The sequence below is a fragment of the Anaerocolumna sp. AGMB13025 genome (genome assembly GCF_029689925.1).
Taxonomy (GTDB): domain Bacteria; phylum Bacillota; class Clostridia; order Lachnospirales; family Lachnospiraceae; genus Anaerocolumna.
Genome location: NZ_CP121445.1, coordinates 2129016 through 2144936 on the forward strand (window position 1 = coordinate 2129016; position 15921 = coordinate 2144936).

The 15921-nt window shown below is 49.4% G+C and carries 7 protein-coding genes; 6 read left to right on the plus strand and 1 reads right to left on the minus strand.

All coding sequences use genetic code 11. The features are described 5' to 3' along the window. Positions 1-8 precede the first annotated feature (8 nt). The gene (locus QA584_RS08605; protein ID WP_278274110.1) at positions 9-461 is read right to left on the minus strand and encodes a MarR family winged helix-turn-helix transcriptional regulator; all 453 of its coding nucleotides are present in this window, start codon (positions 459-461) and stop codon (positions 9-11) included. A gap of 532 nt (positions 462-993) precedes the next feature. Here QA584_RS08605 and QA584_RS08610 point away from each other — a divergent pair. The 6 genes from QA584_RS08610 (at position 994) to QA584_RS08635 (ending at position 15290) form a co-directional block, all read left to right on the plus strand. Then, positions 994-3474, plus strand: coding sequence for a hypothetical protein (locus QA584_RS08610; protein WP_278274111.1), 2481 nt, complete (start codon positions 994-996; stop codon positions 3472-3474). 422 nt (positions 3475-3896) lie between these two features. Next, a complete protein-coding gene (locus QA584_RS08615; RefSeq protein ID WP_278274112.1) occupies positions 3897-4229 on the plus strand; it encodes a reverse transcriptase domain-containing protein in 333 nt (110 codons plus the stop codon). A gap of 115 nt (positions 4230-4344) precedes the next feature. Next, positions 4345-7731 (plus strand): beta strand repeat-containing protein, encoded by a 3387-nt coding sequence (locus QA584_RS08620; RefSeq protein WP_278274113.1) that lies wholly within the window; start codon positions 4345-4347, stop codon positions 7729-7731. Positions 7732-7840: 109 nt separating this feature from the next. Then, positions 7841-8653, plus strand: a complete 813-nt coding sequence (locus QA584_RS08625; RefSeq protein ID WP_278274114.1) for a ParA family protein — start codon at positions 7841-7843, stop codon at positions 8651-8653. A 2-nt stretch (positions 8654-8655) separates the two neighbouring features. Then, entirely contained in the window at positions 8656-9672 is a 1017-nt protein-coding gene (locus QA584_RS08630) for a ParB N-terminal domain-containing protein (protein ID WP_278274115.1), read from the plus strand. Continuing rightward, positions 9669-15290: an Eco57I restriction-modification methylase domain-containing protein gene (locus QA584_RS08635; protein WP_278274116.1), complete on the plus strand. Its 5622-nt coding sequence runs from the start codon at positions 9669-9671 to the stop codon at positions 15288-15290. Before QA584_RS08630 ends, QA584_RS08635 begins: the two co-directional genes overlap by 4 nt. Positions 15291-15921: the final 631 nt, after the last annotated feature.

Sequence of the window (15921 nt, forward strand, 5' to 3'; positions counted from 1 at the left end):
AGAAATGTTTATATGTGCGAATTTACTCCTAAATTTTCATATGTCCGTTTTAGAAAATCCAAATAAATAGATTTTTCTTCCTCGGAAAATCCAGATAGCAATTCATCGGTTATTTCATTAAGAATACCAGACATTTCAGTTAAAAGTTTTTGGGACTTTTCAGTAAGTTCAATTAATATCGTCCTGCCATCTTCATTACCTGAGCGGCGTATAATAAATCCATTTCTCTCAAGGCTGTTGAGTAAGCTTGTCACGGATGGACCAGAGATTTGCATGGCTTTGCTTAGATATCTGCGGTTGATTTCTTGTTCAGATTTAAGCGCTCCATCAATGTGACCCAAAAGACGTACTTGAGGCTCGGTAATATCGTATGCCGCCAATCGTTGGTCATTTTTATAGCGTAACACATGAGCAATGTTCTTAATATAAAAATCGTGAGGTGGGAGACGATGGGGATCCATGCTATTCACTCCTTTCAGGATAGGTAGATTTCTATTTATTATTATATAAGTAGACTTCTACTTTGTCAATACAAAGAATAACTAAAGTAAGAAGAAAAATTCATAGAGATTTGGAATTTAGTATGAATTATAAATTCAGGGGAATTTACCCGCTTTGTATAATAATATATAAAAAAAATTCAGTAACAATGGAATCTTAACACAAAAAGTGATTCTTCATATTATATAAAGAACCAAGTTATTTTAGGATTTTATGTTATATGAAGAATCGAGTTATTTTGGGACTTTATAATGCAGGAAAACTATAGAATTACTGATTATTACATATCAGTAAGTTATTGTTATTAGAGTTTTCACTTGCGGTGAAGGAGGAATTGATATAAGCGATATTGCTCTACAAATAGAACGCACCACTGCAGGTTCTGTAGCAGTAGGAGCAAATGTAATTTTTGATTCCATTATTTATTCAACAGGAAATATAAGTTACAATAATAGTACAGGCATAATAACCTTTAATGAAGCTGGAAGATATGTGATAAATTGGTGGGTGGCTACCCAGACATCGTTGTCTGTCAACGGTACAGTGTTTGCATTAAGCACTTCCCAAGGCGATCTTCTAGAAGGAGTTTCACCAATAAAGACAGGAGAGGTGGTAGGTTTTGGTATTATTGAAGTCGTCAGTACACCAGTGACAGTCTCATTAATAAACAGTAGTACGGATGCGGTTATTTATTCCTCAATTGTTCCACTGAAAGCAACCTTAGTAGTTGTAGAAGATGATAGTTCAACAGGGGTAACAGGACCAACAGGTCCGACGGGAGCTAATGGACCGACGGGAGCCACAGGCCCAACGGGAGCCACCGGTCCAACGGGAGTCACCGGCCCAACAGGAGCCACCGGCCCAACGGGAGCCACAGGCCCAACGGGAGCCACCGGTCCAACAGGAGCAATTGGAGCCACCGGTCCAACAGGAGCAATAGGAGCCACCGGCCCAACAGGAGCCGCAGGAGCCACCGGCCCAACGGGAGCAGTAGGAGCTACCGGCCCAACGGGAGCCACCGGAGCCACCGGCCCAACAGGGGCAATAGGAGCTACCGGCCCAACGGGAGCAATAGGAGCCACCGGCCCAACAGGAGCAGTAGGAGCTACCGGCCCAACAGGGGCCATAGGAGCTACAGGCCCAACGGGAGCCACCGGAGCTACCGGTCCAACAGGAGCAATAGGAGCCACCGGTCCAACAGGAGCCATAGGAGCTACAGGCCCAACGGGAGCAGTAGGAGCTACCGGTCCAACGGGAGCCACCGGTCCAACAGGAGCAATAGGAGCCACCGGCCCAACAGGAGCAATAGGAGCCACCGGTCCAACAGGAGCCACAGGAGCCACCGGCCCAACGGGAGCAGTAGGAGCAACCGGCCCAACGGGAGCCACAGGAGCTACCGGTCCAACAGGAGCCACAGGAGCTACCGGCCCAACGGGAGCCACAGGAGCTACCGGTCCAACGGGAGCAGTAGGAGCAACCGGTCCAACGGGAGCCACAGGAGCTACCGGTCCAACGGGAGCAGTAGGAGCTACCGGCCCAACAGGGGCAATAGGAGCCACCGGCCCAACGGGAGCAGTAGGAGCTACCGGCCCAACGGGAGCAATAGGAGCCACAGGCCCAACAGGAGCCACCGGCCCAACGGGAGCAGTAGGAGCTACCGGCCCAACAGGGGCAATAGGAGCTACCGGCCCAACGGGAGCCACAGGAGCTACCGGTCCAACGGGAGCCACAGGAGCTACCGGTCCAACGGGAGCAGTAGGAGCTACAGGCCCAACGGGAGCAGTAGGAGCTACCGGCCCAACAGGGGCAATAGGAGCTACCGGTCCAACAGGAGCAATAGGAGCTACAGGTCCAACGGGAGCAGTAGGGATCACAGGCCCAACGGGAGCCACAGGAGCTACAGGTCCAACAGGAGCAATAGGAGCTACCGGCCCAACAGGAGCTACAGGCCCAACGGGAGCAATAGGAGTCACAGGAGCCACAGGTCCAATGGGAACAATGGGAGATACAGGAGCTACAGGCCCGACCGGACCAACCGGTCCAGAAGGCGGTCCAACAGGCCCAACAGGCCCGACCGGACCAACCGGTCCAGGAGGAGGACCAACAGGCTCATCAGGACCAACTGGTCCAATTGGTCCGACCGGTCCAACAGGCCCAACAGGCCCAACAGGCTCAACAGGCCCAACAGGTCCAACAGGTCCAACAGGCCCAACAGGACTAACTGGTCCGACTGGAGCTACGGGACCAACTGGACCTACCGGTACTGTTCAACCTAACCCCTTTGAGGTATACGTTCAAGCAGGAGCTGTTGGAGGTAATGGAACTCAAGCAAATCCTTTTGGAACCATTGCGGCGGGGGTATTAGCTGTTTCATCAACTGGAGTAGTTCATATATTGGGAGGCACCTACATGATAACAGCAACCATCCCCGTTAATAAGGCAGGTGTGACATTAAAGGGCTCACCTAGTACTTTGATTATACTTCAGGCGGCTGTCATTGCCTTCCTCGTTACGACTAATGGAATCACTCTAGAGGGTCTTACAATTACCAGTGATTTACCCTATGCAGTGGAATTTATTCAATTAGCTGGCCCTAATCATAAGCTTGTGGATAATGTAATCTATGGTCCTCCCCAGGCGGGACCTTCTACTGGTTGGGTTGTTAATCGAGGCTTTTTAACCCAGAGCAGTGCTACTAACTTAATTGTCCAGAATAACATTTTCTATTCATTGCGGCAGCCTGCCTATCTTAATCCTAATTCCACCGGGTATATTGTAGATAATGTTTGTTATAATACACGGGGATATGTGGTTGATCGATCAATATTCGTCTTCTCCGGTAACTCTTGGGGAATTCCAGAGAATGCGGTGGATATTGCCCTGTTAGTTGGAACGATCACTGGTCCCCCATATGACCCATTAACTGAATTAGCTGCTAATAATAGTAGCGCTACCATTAGTGATCAGCGCTAGTAATATCCAGAATAAGGCTGGTCACTAAAGACTAAAGGAAAGGGACAGTCTGGAAATAGCTGATTTTGCCTCTATGAATTAAAGAAGACAGCCAAGAAGTGTTGTAGTACAAGACGATTCCATGCCCTCTACTATAAGGTATATCATGAGGATGTGCTTTTTGGAACTGGAGAAGAGTAAAGGAAAAGCAAGGTTCAAATGGTGTCCATGGAATTCGAATTGAAGACATCAAAGCTATCGGAGTGGAAAAATACTTAAGAGAAATTCAGAAAGAAATTCTAGGTGGCAGATATGTTCAAAGTCCGGTGTAAAGAGTTATGTTACCTAAGCCGGATGGAAAATGGAGACCGTTAGTAATACCTACGATAAGAGATAGGATTGAGCAAATGGCTATGAAAGTCTGAATAGAGCCCGTATTCGATGTGGACTTTAAAGACAGCACCTATGGTTTCAGACCGAACCGCAGTGTGAAACAGGCGCTTGAAGTAGTTAAAAAAGCATGTAATAACAAAAGCTATTACGTTGTAAATACCGACATCCATTCCTTCTTCTCTGACAATGTCAATCAGGAAAAATTGATGAAACTGGTGGAACAAATGATATCGGACAGACGGATACTGAAGCTGATAGGACAATGGCTAAAAGCGGGGGTATTGTATGGAAACATACTTGAAGCTCCCTTCTACTTGATTGTAAAAAATAATAAAGATATCAATGGAATCTTAACACAAAAAGTGAATCTTCATACTATATAACGAACCTAGTTATTTTGAGTTTTTATAACGCAGGAAACAATATTCTTACTGATTATTACTTATCAGTAAGAATATTGTTGATAGTATTTTCACCTATAGTGAAGGAGGATTTAGTATGAGTAATATTGCTCTACAAATAGAACGCACTATTGCAGGTTCTGTAGCAGTAGGAGCGAATGTGATTTTTGATTCCATTATTTATTCCACAGGAAATATAAGTTACAATAATAGTACAGGCATAATAACCTTTAATGAAGCTGGCAGATATGTGATTAACTGGTGGGTAGCTACCCAGACCTCCTTGTCTGCTAACGGTACAGCGTTTGCATTAAGTTCTTCAAAAGGAGATCTTTTAGAAGGGGTTTCTCCAATAAAAACAGGAGAGGTAGTAGGCTTTGGTATTATTGAAGTAGTTAGTGCACCAGTGACGGTTGCATTAATAAACAGCAGTACGGGCACGGTTACTTATTCTTCATTAGCTCCTTTGAATGCAACCTTAGTAGTCGTAGAAGATGATAGTTCAACCGGGGTAACAGGTCCAACCGGGGCTACGGGTCCCACCGGTCCAACTGGAGCCACCGGTCCCACAGGAGCCACAGGACCAACAGGAGCAGTAGGAGCTACAGGCCCAACAGGAGCTACCGGTCCAATAGGAGTTACTGGTCCAACAGGAGCTACCGGTCCAACAGGAGTAACAGGTCCAACAGGAGCCACAGGACCAACCGGCCCAACTGGAGCTACCGGTCCAGCCGGAGCTACTGGTCCAACTGGAGCAATAGGAGCCACAGGACCGACCGGCCCAACTGGAGCAACAGGTCCTACCGGTTCAACGGGAGCAATAGGAGCCACAGGAGCTACCGGCCCAACTGGAGCAACAGGTCCAACGGGAGCTACCGGTCCCACAGGTCCAACAGGAGCTACAGGTCCAACAGGGGCAATAGGAGCCACCGGTCCCACCGGAGCTACAGGACCGACGGGAGCAACAGGAGCAATAGGGACCACCGGAGCTACAGGACCGACGGGAGCAACCGGCCCAACCGGTCCAACGGGAGTCATAGGAGCCACAGGACCAACGGGAGCAACAGGAGCTACAGGACCGATCGGTCCAACGGGAGCTACCGGCCCAACCGGTCCAACGGGAGCGATAGGAGCCACAGGACCGACAGGCCCAACGGGAGCAATAGGAGCTACGGGACCGACTGGAGCTACCGGCCCAACTGGTGAAACAGGAGAAACCGGACCAACAGGAGCAATAGGAGCCACAGGTCCAACAGGAGAAACCGGACCAACCGGTCCGATAGGAGCCACAGGTCCAACTGGAGCTACAGGTCCAACCGGTCCAACGGGAGTAATAGGAGCCACAGGTCCAACTGGTTCAACAGGAGATACCGGACCAACAGGAGCAATAGGAGCAACCGGCCCGACGGGAGCTACCGGCCCAACTGGTGAAATCGGAGATACCGGTCCAACGGGGGCAATAGGAGCAACGGGAGCTACAGGTCCCACAGGTCCAACAGGAGCAATAGGAGCAACCGGCCCGACTGGTGAAACAGGAGCCACAGGACCGACAGGCGAAACAGGAGCAACAGGAGATACCGGTCCGACTGGGCCAACAGGAGTAATAGGAGCTACCGGTCCCACCGGCCCAACCGGAACTACCGGAGCTACTGGTCCGACTGGTGAAACAGGAGATACAGGACCGACGGGAGCTACAGGACCAACTGGTGAAACAGGAGATACAGGACCAACCGGCCCGACTGGTGAAACAGGTCCAACTGGTCCCACGGGTTCAACAGGAGATACCGGCCCAACAGGAGAAACAGGAGATACAGGACCGATCGGCCCAACGGGAGCGATAGGAGCAACGGGAGCTACAGGTCCCACAGGTCCGACAGGAGATACCGGCCCAACGGGAGCAATTGGAGCCACAGGACCGACGGGCGAAACAGGAGCTACCGGAGCTACAGGCCCAACAGGAGCAATAGGAGCCACCGGACCGACGGGTGAAACAGGAGATACAGGACCGACCGGACCAACGGGAGCGATAGGAGCCACTGGTCCAACCGGTGAAATCGGAGATACCGGTCCAACGGGGGCAATAGGAGCAACGGGAGCTACAGGTCCCATAGGTCCAACAGGAGATACCGGCCCGACTGGCCCAACAGGAGCAATAGGAGCCACCGGACCGACGGGCGAAACCGGAGCTACCGGACCGACAGGAGTAATAGGAGCCACAGGACCGACGGGTGAAACAGGAGCTACCGGACCCACGGGCGAAACAGGAGCTACCGGTCCAACCGGAGCAATAGGAGCCACCGGCCCAACCGGAGCTACAGGTCCAACCGGTCCAAATGGAACAACTGGAGATACTGGTCCCAGCGGTCCAACAGGAGCTACAGGCCCAACCGGTCCAACTGGAGCAATAGGAGCAACCGGACCAACGGGGGCAATAGGAGCCACAGGACCGACGGGCGAAACCGGAGCTACCGGTCCGACCGGCCCAACTGGAGCAACAGGAGATACCGGTCCGACTGGTGAAACAGGAGATACAGGACCGACTGGACCAACAGGAGTAATAGGAGCCACAGGACCGACGGGAGCTACAGGCCCAACAGGAGCAATAGGAGCAACCGGTCCGACGGGTGAAACAGGAGATACAGGACCGACCGGACCAACGGGAGCGATAGGAGCCACTGGTCCAACCGGTCCGACAGGAGAAACCGGAGAAACAGGTCCAACAGGTCCAATAGGAGTAATAGGAGCCACAGGACCGACGGGAGCTACCGGCCCAACTGGCGAAACAGGAGCAACCGGACCAACGGGGGCAATAGGAGCTACAGGTCCAACCGGAGCAACCGGACCGACAGGACCAACCGGAGATACCGGTCCCACGGGTTCAACAGGAGATACCGGCCCAACAGGAGCAATAGGAGCCACGGGACCGACGGGAGCTACCGGACCAACTGGTGAAACAGGAGCAATAGGACCAACCGGCTCAACGGGAGCAACTGGAGATACCGGTCCAACGGGGACAATAGGAGCAACGGGAGCTACAGGTCCCATAGGTCCAACCGGAGATACCGGCCCGACTGGTGAAACAGGAGAAACAGGTCCAACTGGTCCCACCGGAGCTACAGGCCTCACCGGAGCTACCGGACCGACCGGCCCAACGGGAGCTACAGGTCCAACAGGAGCCACCGGACCCACAGGAGCGATAGGAGCAACCGGCCCGACTGGTGAAACAGGAGAAACAGGTCCAACTGGTCCCACCGGAGCTACAGGCCTCACCGGAGCTACCGGACCGACCGGCCCAACGGGAGCTACAGGTCCAACAGGAGCCACCGGACCCACAGGAGCGATAGGAGCAACCGGCCCGACTGGTGAAACAGGAGAAACCGGTCCAACTGGTCCCACCGGATCTACAGGTCTCACCGGAGCTACAGGTCCAACCGGTCCAACTGGTGAAACAGGTGACTCTGTTATAATTGGACTAAGTAAGTGAAACCCGCTTAATTAAAGGGTTTTCGCTAATCTTAGTCCAATTTTTTTATACCCTATTTACCCCATTTACCAATTACCCAACCCAATTTTATTTAGAAAGGAGTGCACCGATGGCTAAAATCATTGCAACTATCAATGAGAAAGGCGGCGTGGGCAAAACAGCCACGGCGACCACGCTTGCCTATCTCCTATCCAAGAGAGGATACCGTACCGCCCTGATTGACTTTGACGGTCAGGGGCATTCCAGTATTATTTTAGGTGTGATCAACACAAATAAGCTGGAGGTTACAATCAACACTATGTTACGCAAGCTGGTGGAGGGCGAGCCACTGCCTGCCTTGGAGAGCTACATATTCAAGTCAGCAAATGGTGTTGACCTGATTCCCTCCAACTCACAGCTTTTTACTCTTGAGCGAAATCTTTGCAATGTGGATTTCCGTGAACATATCCTGTCACAATATGTTGATACCATCAAGGATAATTATGACTACATTATCATCGACTGTATGCCGCAAATGGGTACGCCTATGATTAATGTAATGATGTGTGCAGACAGTATTATCATCCCAACGCAAGCGGAGCTTTTGTCAGCACAGGGACTTGCAGAGATTTTAAAGCATTATCAGCTTATCAAGAAAAACAGCAACCACAGTCTGCGTATTGAGGGAATTCTGATTACCATGGATTCTCCCAACACCATTCTGTCCGCACAGGTGAACGATATGATCCACCGTGGATTTGCGGATAAAGTTCCTATTTTCAAAACGCACATCCCACGTTCCATCAAGGTAGCGGAGTCAGTGGGATACCATCAGACTATCTGCGAGTTTCGGCCAGAAAATCCTGCGGCAATCGCCTATGAACAGTTTACGGACGAGTTGCTTGCAGGGACACACAGAAAAACTGCGGAAAGGAGCGCGTAAGTATGGCTACACCGAAACCCAAAGCCCGTTTCGTAGACTTTGAAGAAATGCTGAGTATTGAACCGCAGCAAGATACCGCCCCTGCTCCTGTGCAGGGCGGTATCTTGGAAATGGATTTCAGCCTTATGGAGTCCTTTCCGAATCACAGATTTAAACTCTATGAAGGACAGCAGTTAGTGGATATGGTGGAGAGCATCCGCCAGTTTGGTATTCTGCTCCCCATTATCCTTTGGCATACAGAGGATGGACAATACATCATTCTAAGCGGACACAATCGTAAAAATGCCGCTCAACTTGCGGGGCTGACTAAAGGCCCCGTTATTATCCGTGAAAACCTGACCTATGAGGATGCAGTTTTAATTGTTACAGAAACCAATCTGCGCCAGCGCTCTTTCTCCGACATGAGCCATTCGGAACGGGCTTACTGCCTGGCCCAGCACTATGAAGCACTCAAATCACAGGGCAAACGAAATGACCTTTTAGAAGAGATTGAAATGATCTTAAACCCGCATGGTTCTGAGGAAAATTCAACTTCGTCTGAGGTTCAGACGAAGTCCCGTTCGGACACAAAACTCGGTCAGGATTACGGCCTTTCACGGGATAAGGTTGCAAAATATATCCGCATTTCAAACTTAATTGACCCTCTCATTTTGAGGGTTGATACAGGGGAAATTGCTTTTCTTGCCGCATATGACCTTTCCTTTGTGGAGGACACGGCAAAGCAACAGCAAATTGCTGATCTCATGGAATCCGTTAGCTATAAGGTGGATATGAAAAAGGCGGAGCTGTTCCATAGTTACTATGAGACTGGCAAACTGACTGATACTGCCATCGTGCAAATTCTGTCAGGCGAGAAAACCCGTAAACCCAAAAGCAGTAAGCCGCAGCCCGTCAAAATCAAGCCTGCTGTCATTTCCAAATATTTTACTCCACAGCAGACCCAAAAGGAAATTGAGGAAACCATTGATAAGGCTCTGGCCCTGTACTTTGAAAATCAGAATAAGGAGGTGGCATCTTGAGTAAAGTAACCTTTCTTGCTGATTTATATAAGGAATCGGTGCAGGAATACACGAAGAACCCTGCGGAGTGGAAAGGTTTGCTGTCCTGTGTGGCAAGGTACTATAAGCGCTCTTTCGATAATGCCGTTCTGATTTATGCCCAGCGCCCCGACGCAAGTCAGCTTGCTACTTTTGACGAGTGGCATGACAAGCGGATTAACCGTAATATTAACCGAGGCGCAAAAGGCATTGCGGTTATCGACATGGTAAACCCTACGGCAAGCATCAAGCACCTGTTTGATTTCATGGACACTAATGGGGATGCACAGAGCTTCAAAAAAGTATTAAACTATCTGTGGGAACTAGAGGATCAGTACAAGCCCGGTTTGCTGGTGAAGTTCCATGAAAAGTATCATACACCTACCTCCAGCATAGAACTGTGCCTTTATAAATTGGTACAGAAGCGTGTGAGACAGGTTTTACCGAAGTACATGGAAAATTTCAAGGTGCATGATGAAAGCAACATACTGTATGGGCTTCCTGTGGCTGCAGTAAAAGCGGAGTTTATGGAGCTTGTTACTGACAGCGTTGCTTATACTGTCTTTCGAAAATGCGGACTTTCCACAGAGTTGTTTGAGCAGAATACCTTTGAGAATATCAGTCACTTTAACAGCTTGGAGCTTTTTATGGCAATGGGAAACTGTACGGTGTCTCTTGCCAGACCTATACTGAAAGAAATTCATCAGGAAATTCAGCAAATAAAAATCGAAAGGAGCCAAATTTATGAGAACCGAACCGTTAATGAACCTCTCGTATCGGCAGGGCGAGGACGGGATGATGTATCCCAACCTCCAAATCTCGGAGAACGAGGAAATCGACCGGACACCGGTGGGCAGATTCGGGAGCCTGTGGAAGAATTATATGTTGGAGAACCACCCACACCGCCTGTCGGAACTGGTGGCACAGGGCAAAATCAACGAAATGATTTTGAAAGTGGACGAGGAAGCCGAGAACCGAAAGGAACGGCTGATACAGGAATTACTGGGCGCCCAGCCGATGCCGTACACCGAGGATACTCTGGAGAGAGCCGGTCACATGAGCATGATAACCTCCACAGCGGAGGAAATCGTAATCAGCGAACTAGTACAGAAACCCCGATAACAGAAACCGCAGAGCCGCCCATAGATGGTAAACAGCCGTCTATGGGCGGCTTTTTTGTTGTACCGCCGAGAGCCGAGCCGGAGGCTTCGGTTTCGACACCACCCCAAACGGTTCAGCCATTGGATGAAGAAGAAATTTCAGACCTTATTGATGTGGTGCTTTGTGCCGACGATATTACCCCCGATACGAGAGAATGGGTATCGGAGATTCACAAATTCTTTGAAGGTGGACACAAGCAGACCACCAAAGCTAAAATCTTAAAAGCCTATTATGGCAAGCTGGATACGGAGTACATGGCTAAAACAGGCGATCACTTTCTGCATATCCTTGCCGACAGTGAGGGGCTGACCTTTGAAACAGAGGGACAGCAGTTTACCGCCAGCTATGCGGAGCTTACAAGCCGCATTGATCAACTCATTTTGATGGGTGCTTACCCGTTTAGTTCTGCCGACAGCCTGATTGACGATTTCTCCATACCCGATGAAATGAACGAAATGCAGGGCACACCGGATGAAGATGAGACAGAAATAGACATTGACTCATCTGAAGCTGCCGACAGCCGATATATCCATGCATTCTTGCGGGATCAGTCCAAGTCACTCTATATCCAGCAAACCATTCAGAATTATTTCAAGGAAGAAACGGATATCGAACTGCGGACTGATTTTGTCCGCAGAACCTATGGAGGCGGTAGCCGAGAAATAGAGCTAGATGGGATTTTAATAAAAGCGCGGACTTATGATGATGGGCTGCACCTTACTGTTATTGAACTGGAGGAAAGCGTTAAAATTCACCTGACATGGGAACAGGTTGCAGCCAATATTGCTATGCTCATAGAAGATGACCGCTATGTGAATCCCAATACACCCGTACCACCATCCAAGCAGGAAATCATTGATGAAATTCTTAGAAACGGCCATGGGTTTTCAGTCGGCAGACAGAAGATATATCGGGCAATGATTTCTCTTCTGGGGAAAAAAGACCGAGTTGATGTACTGAAAAAAGAATACGGCATCAGTGGTTATTCCGGTGGTTTAGAGAATGGCGGACACAAGAGTCTGAATTACAACGGAAAAGGGATTTCTATTGAATACCAGCATGACGGGGTGGATATTAACGAGTATTGGACTTGGGACAGAGCGGAAACCCGTATTATGGAACTGGTTCGACAGGATCAGTTTTTGTCAGAGGAAGATAAGGCTGAGTTGGAGGCGCAGGGCAAAACCCTATATATCCCTACTCGTGAAAATTCCACACAGGAAGCTCCTGAACGTCAGCTTACATTATTCGATATGACTCCCGTTGTACAGGACAGCTACGAAGATAGCACGGACGATAACAATGATAGTGTGATTGACGGAAATTCCGAAGAAGCACCAAGCCTGCCGTTTATTGAGGGCGACCGTATTTACTACCATGACCGGGTATTTGAGATTGTCAAATTCCTGCATGACGGCCGCACGGTGGAAATCGGTGATATTGCCCAACTCAAAAATCTGAACCACCTGAAAATTACGGAGCGTGTGCCACTGTACGAAATTGCGGACTGCAAGCCCCTCAAAGATTATTATACTCAGGGTGAGCTTGCTTCTATGGTGGTGGAAGCAGTACAAAGTGGAGATAACAGCGAAGAAACCAAAGCGGCGATCCATGCTGCAACTCTTGTCAATCAGTCCAATGATGAATATAGCCATGCCATCATGGATGATTTTCACGCCCGCGCATGGGGCGAGGGTTTAAACTATCGATATTCTCCCGACCATCATTTGTATGACGGCGGACAGAAAACTAAATGTAAAAACAATATTGAGGCTATCCGTCTGTTAAAAGAATTGCAGGCGCAGGGGCGCATGGCTACTGCCGAAGAACAAATTACCCTTGCCCGGTTTGTGGGCTGGGGCGGTCTTGCCAATGCGCTTACACCTGATAAAAGCGGCTGGGAAAAGGAATATGCAGAAATTAAAGAGCTGCTGACCGACGAGGAATTTCAGGCGGCACAGAAAAGCACCTTGACCTCCTATTACACAGAGCAGAGCGTTATCAGTCACATTTATAAGGGGTTGGAGCGCATGGATTTTCGGGGCGGTAATGTCTTAGACCCCGCCCTTGGTACAGGAAACTTTTTCTCCGTACTGCCAGACAGCATGAATGGTTCCAAGCTCTATGGCTGTGAAATCGACCCAATCCCCGGCCATATCGCCAAGCACCTTTACCCAGATGCGGATATTCAGGTGACAGGTTTTGAACAGACGGCCTTTTCCGATCATTTCTTTGATGTAATGGTGGGCAACGTGCCGTTTAATGCCATCAAGGTAGATGACCCGCGCTACAACAAATATAACTTCCCTATCCACGATTATTTTATTGCAAAGTCACTGGATAAGGTCCGTCCGGGCGGTATGCTGGCGTTGATTACCTCCAAGTTCACTATGGATAAAGCCAACTCAAAGATGCGCAAATACATTGGAGGAAAAGCAGAACTGCTCGGCGCAATCCGCTTGCCTAATAACGCTTTTAAGCAGGTCGCCGGGACGGAAGCCACCACGGATATTTTGTTCCTCAAAAAGCGGGAACGAGAAATTGTGCCGGACGAAGAGAACAGCCCGTGGCTTTCTGTGGAGCAAAATGCGGACGGCATCCCGCTGAATAGCTATTTTATTGAACACCCGGAAATGGTGCTGGGTGAAATGGTATTCGATGAATCCATGTTCGGCAACGAAAAGACTACTGCCTGCCACCCGATCTCAGGAGAGGACTTAAACGAACGGTTGGAACGCGCTGTTTCCTATCTGGACGGCGAGTACATCGAAGCCACCTCGGAGTACGAGGACGAAAAAGAAATGCTGCCGGAGTCTATACCCGCCGACCCCAAAGTGCGCAATTTCAGCTATGGACTGATGGATGATGAACTCTATTACCGTGAAAATTCCCGGATGTATAAGCAGAATATTACTGGCCGCAAAGCTGAGCGTATTCGGGGCATGTTAGAGGTTACGGCAGCCATCCGCAGTTTGATTGATTTTCAGAACAGCGAGTACGCAGATCTCCACGAACTGCCCACCATGGAATATGAAAAAAAGCTTCAGGAGCATATCGCCCATCTAAACCATGTTTATGATGCCTTTGTAAAAAAGCAGGGGTACCTCAATTCTTATGCCAATGTCATGGCGTTTTCAAGGGATGCCAATGCGCCGCTGCTTCGATCCATTGAGGCCGAGAAAAAAGGTCAAAAGGATGTATGGGAAAAGACGGCTATCTTCTATAAAGCGACCATCAAGCCTAAGTTGATGCCCAAAACGGTGCATTCCTCAGAGGAAGCCTTGATGGTTTCTCTTAATGTCAAAGGAAAATTAGAACTTGCCTATATGTCCTGGCTCTATCAGCGGCCCGATCACCGCAAAGCGACTCCGGATGAAATTATAGAGGAGTTGGGCGATAGGATTTACCAAGACCCGGATGATTATACTGGCAATCCGCATACCGGCTGGAAAACTGCCGACGATTATTTGAGCGGTTATGTGAAAGATAAGCTGACGGCTGCCATCTTAAAGGCGGAGGAAGAACCGGAACGGTTCAGCCGCAATGTGGAAGCCCTTAAACTGGTTCAACCCGTACCCCTGACTCCGCAGGACATCAGCTTTACGCTGGGTTCCACGTGGATTCCTCCAGAGATTTACCAGCAGTTTATGTACGATACCTTCCAGACCGCACCGAGTAATCAGGAGGGACGATTTGGGATTTTCCTTGAATTTTCCCGTTACAGCGGCGCTTACCACATTACCAGCAAAAGCGTAGAACGCACCTCCGTTACGGTCAATCAGTCCTACGGCACAGAACGGATGAATGCCTATGACATACTGGAAACTACTCTGAATCTGCGCCCGGTGGAGATCAAAGACCCGGTGGACTACATTGACCCAGCTACCGGCGAGGAAAAGACCAAATACGTTCTCAATAAGAAGGAAACCATACTGGCCCGTGAAAAGCAGGCCGAAATCAAGCTGGCCTTTGAAAGCTGGCTGTTTGCCGACCCAGAACGCGGGGCAAGTCTGACCAAGCTTTACAATGACCGGTTCAATAATATCCGGCCCCGTGAGTACAACGGTGATGATCTGCTCTTACCGGATATGGCGGAGGGCATCAAACTCCGCAAGCACCAGCGGGATGTAATCGCCCATGGCCTTTATGGGGACGGCAATCTGCTGATGGCACATGAGGTAGGAGCCGGGAAAACCTACGCCGCAATCGGACTGGGCTATGAAATGAAACGGTTGGGAGCAATCCATAAGCCCTTGTATGCCGTGCCGAATCATCTTGTTGGCGAATGGGCAACTCACTATATGAAAATGTACCCCAACGCCAATATTTTAGTGGCAGAAAAAAGGATTTCGAGAAAAAGAACCGCCGCCGCTTTGTCAGCCGGATTGCCACTGGTGAATACGATGCCGTTATTATGGGACACAGCAGTTTTGAACTGATCGGCTTATCTAGAGAGCGGCAGCTTGCGGCAATGGAGGCGGAGCTGGAAGCTATTACTGAAGCCATCGCAGAGCAGAAATTCCGTGATGGCAAAGACTGGACACTCAAGCAGATGGAGATTTTCAAAGCCAATCTCCAGTTTCGCTACGACCGATTATTCAAAGCGGAGAAAAAAGATAATGTTGTCAACTTTGAGGAACTTGGCGTAGACGCTCTGTTTGTGGATGAAGCTCATGCCTATAAAAATAATTTTTCTTACACTAAAATGCGTAACGTGGCGGGAATCACTGGTGTCAGCAGCCAGCGCGCCATGGATATGCATCAAAAATGCCAGTACATCAATGAACTGAACAATGGACGGGGGGTGGTGTATCTTACTGGTACGCCTATTTCCAACACCATGGCGGAGCTGTATGTGCTGCAAAAAACCTTACAGCCGAAAGCACTGGAAGATCGCGGACTGCTGATGTTTGATAGCTGGGCAAGCACCTACGGCGTAATTGAATCCTCTCTGGAAATTAAGCCGGAAGGCAGCGGCTATCAGATGAAAAACCGGTTTGCTAAGTTTCACAATCTACCCGAACTCATGAATATGTTTCTGATGATTGCCGACATCAAAACCGCGGATAT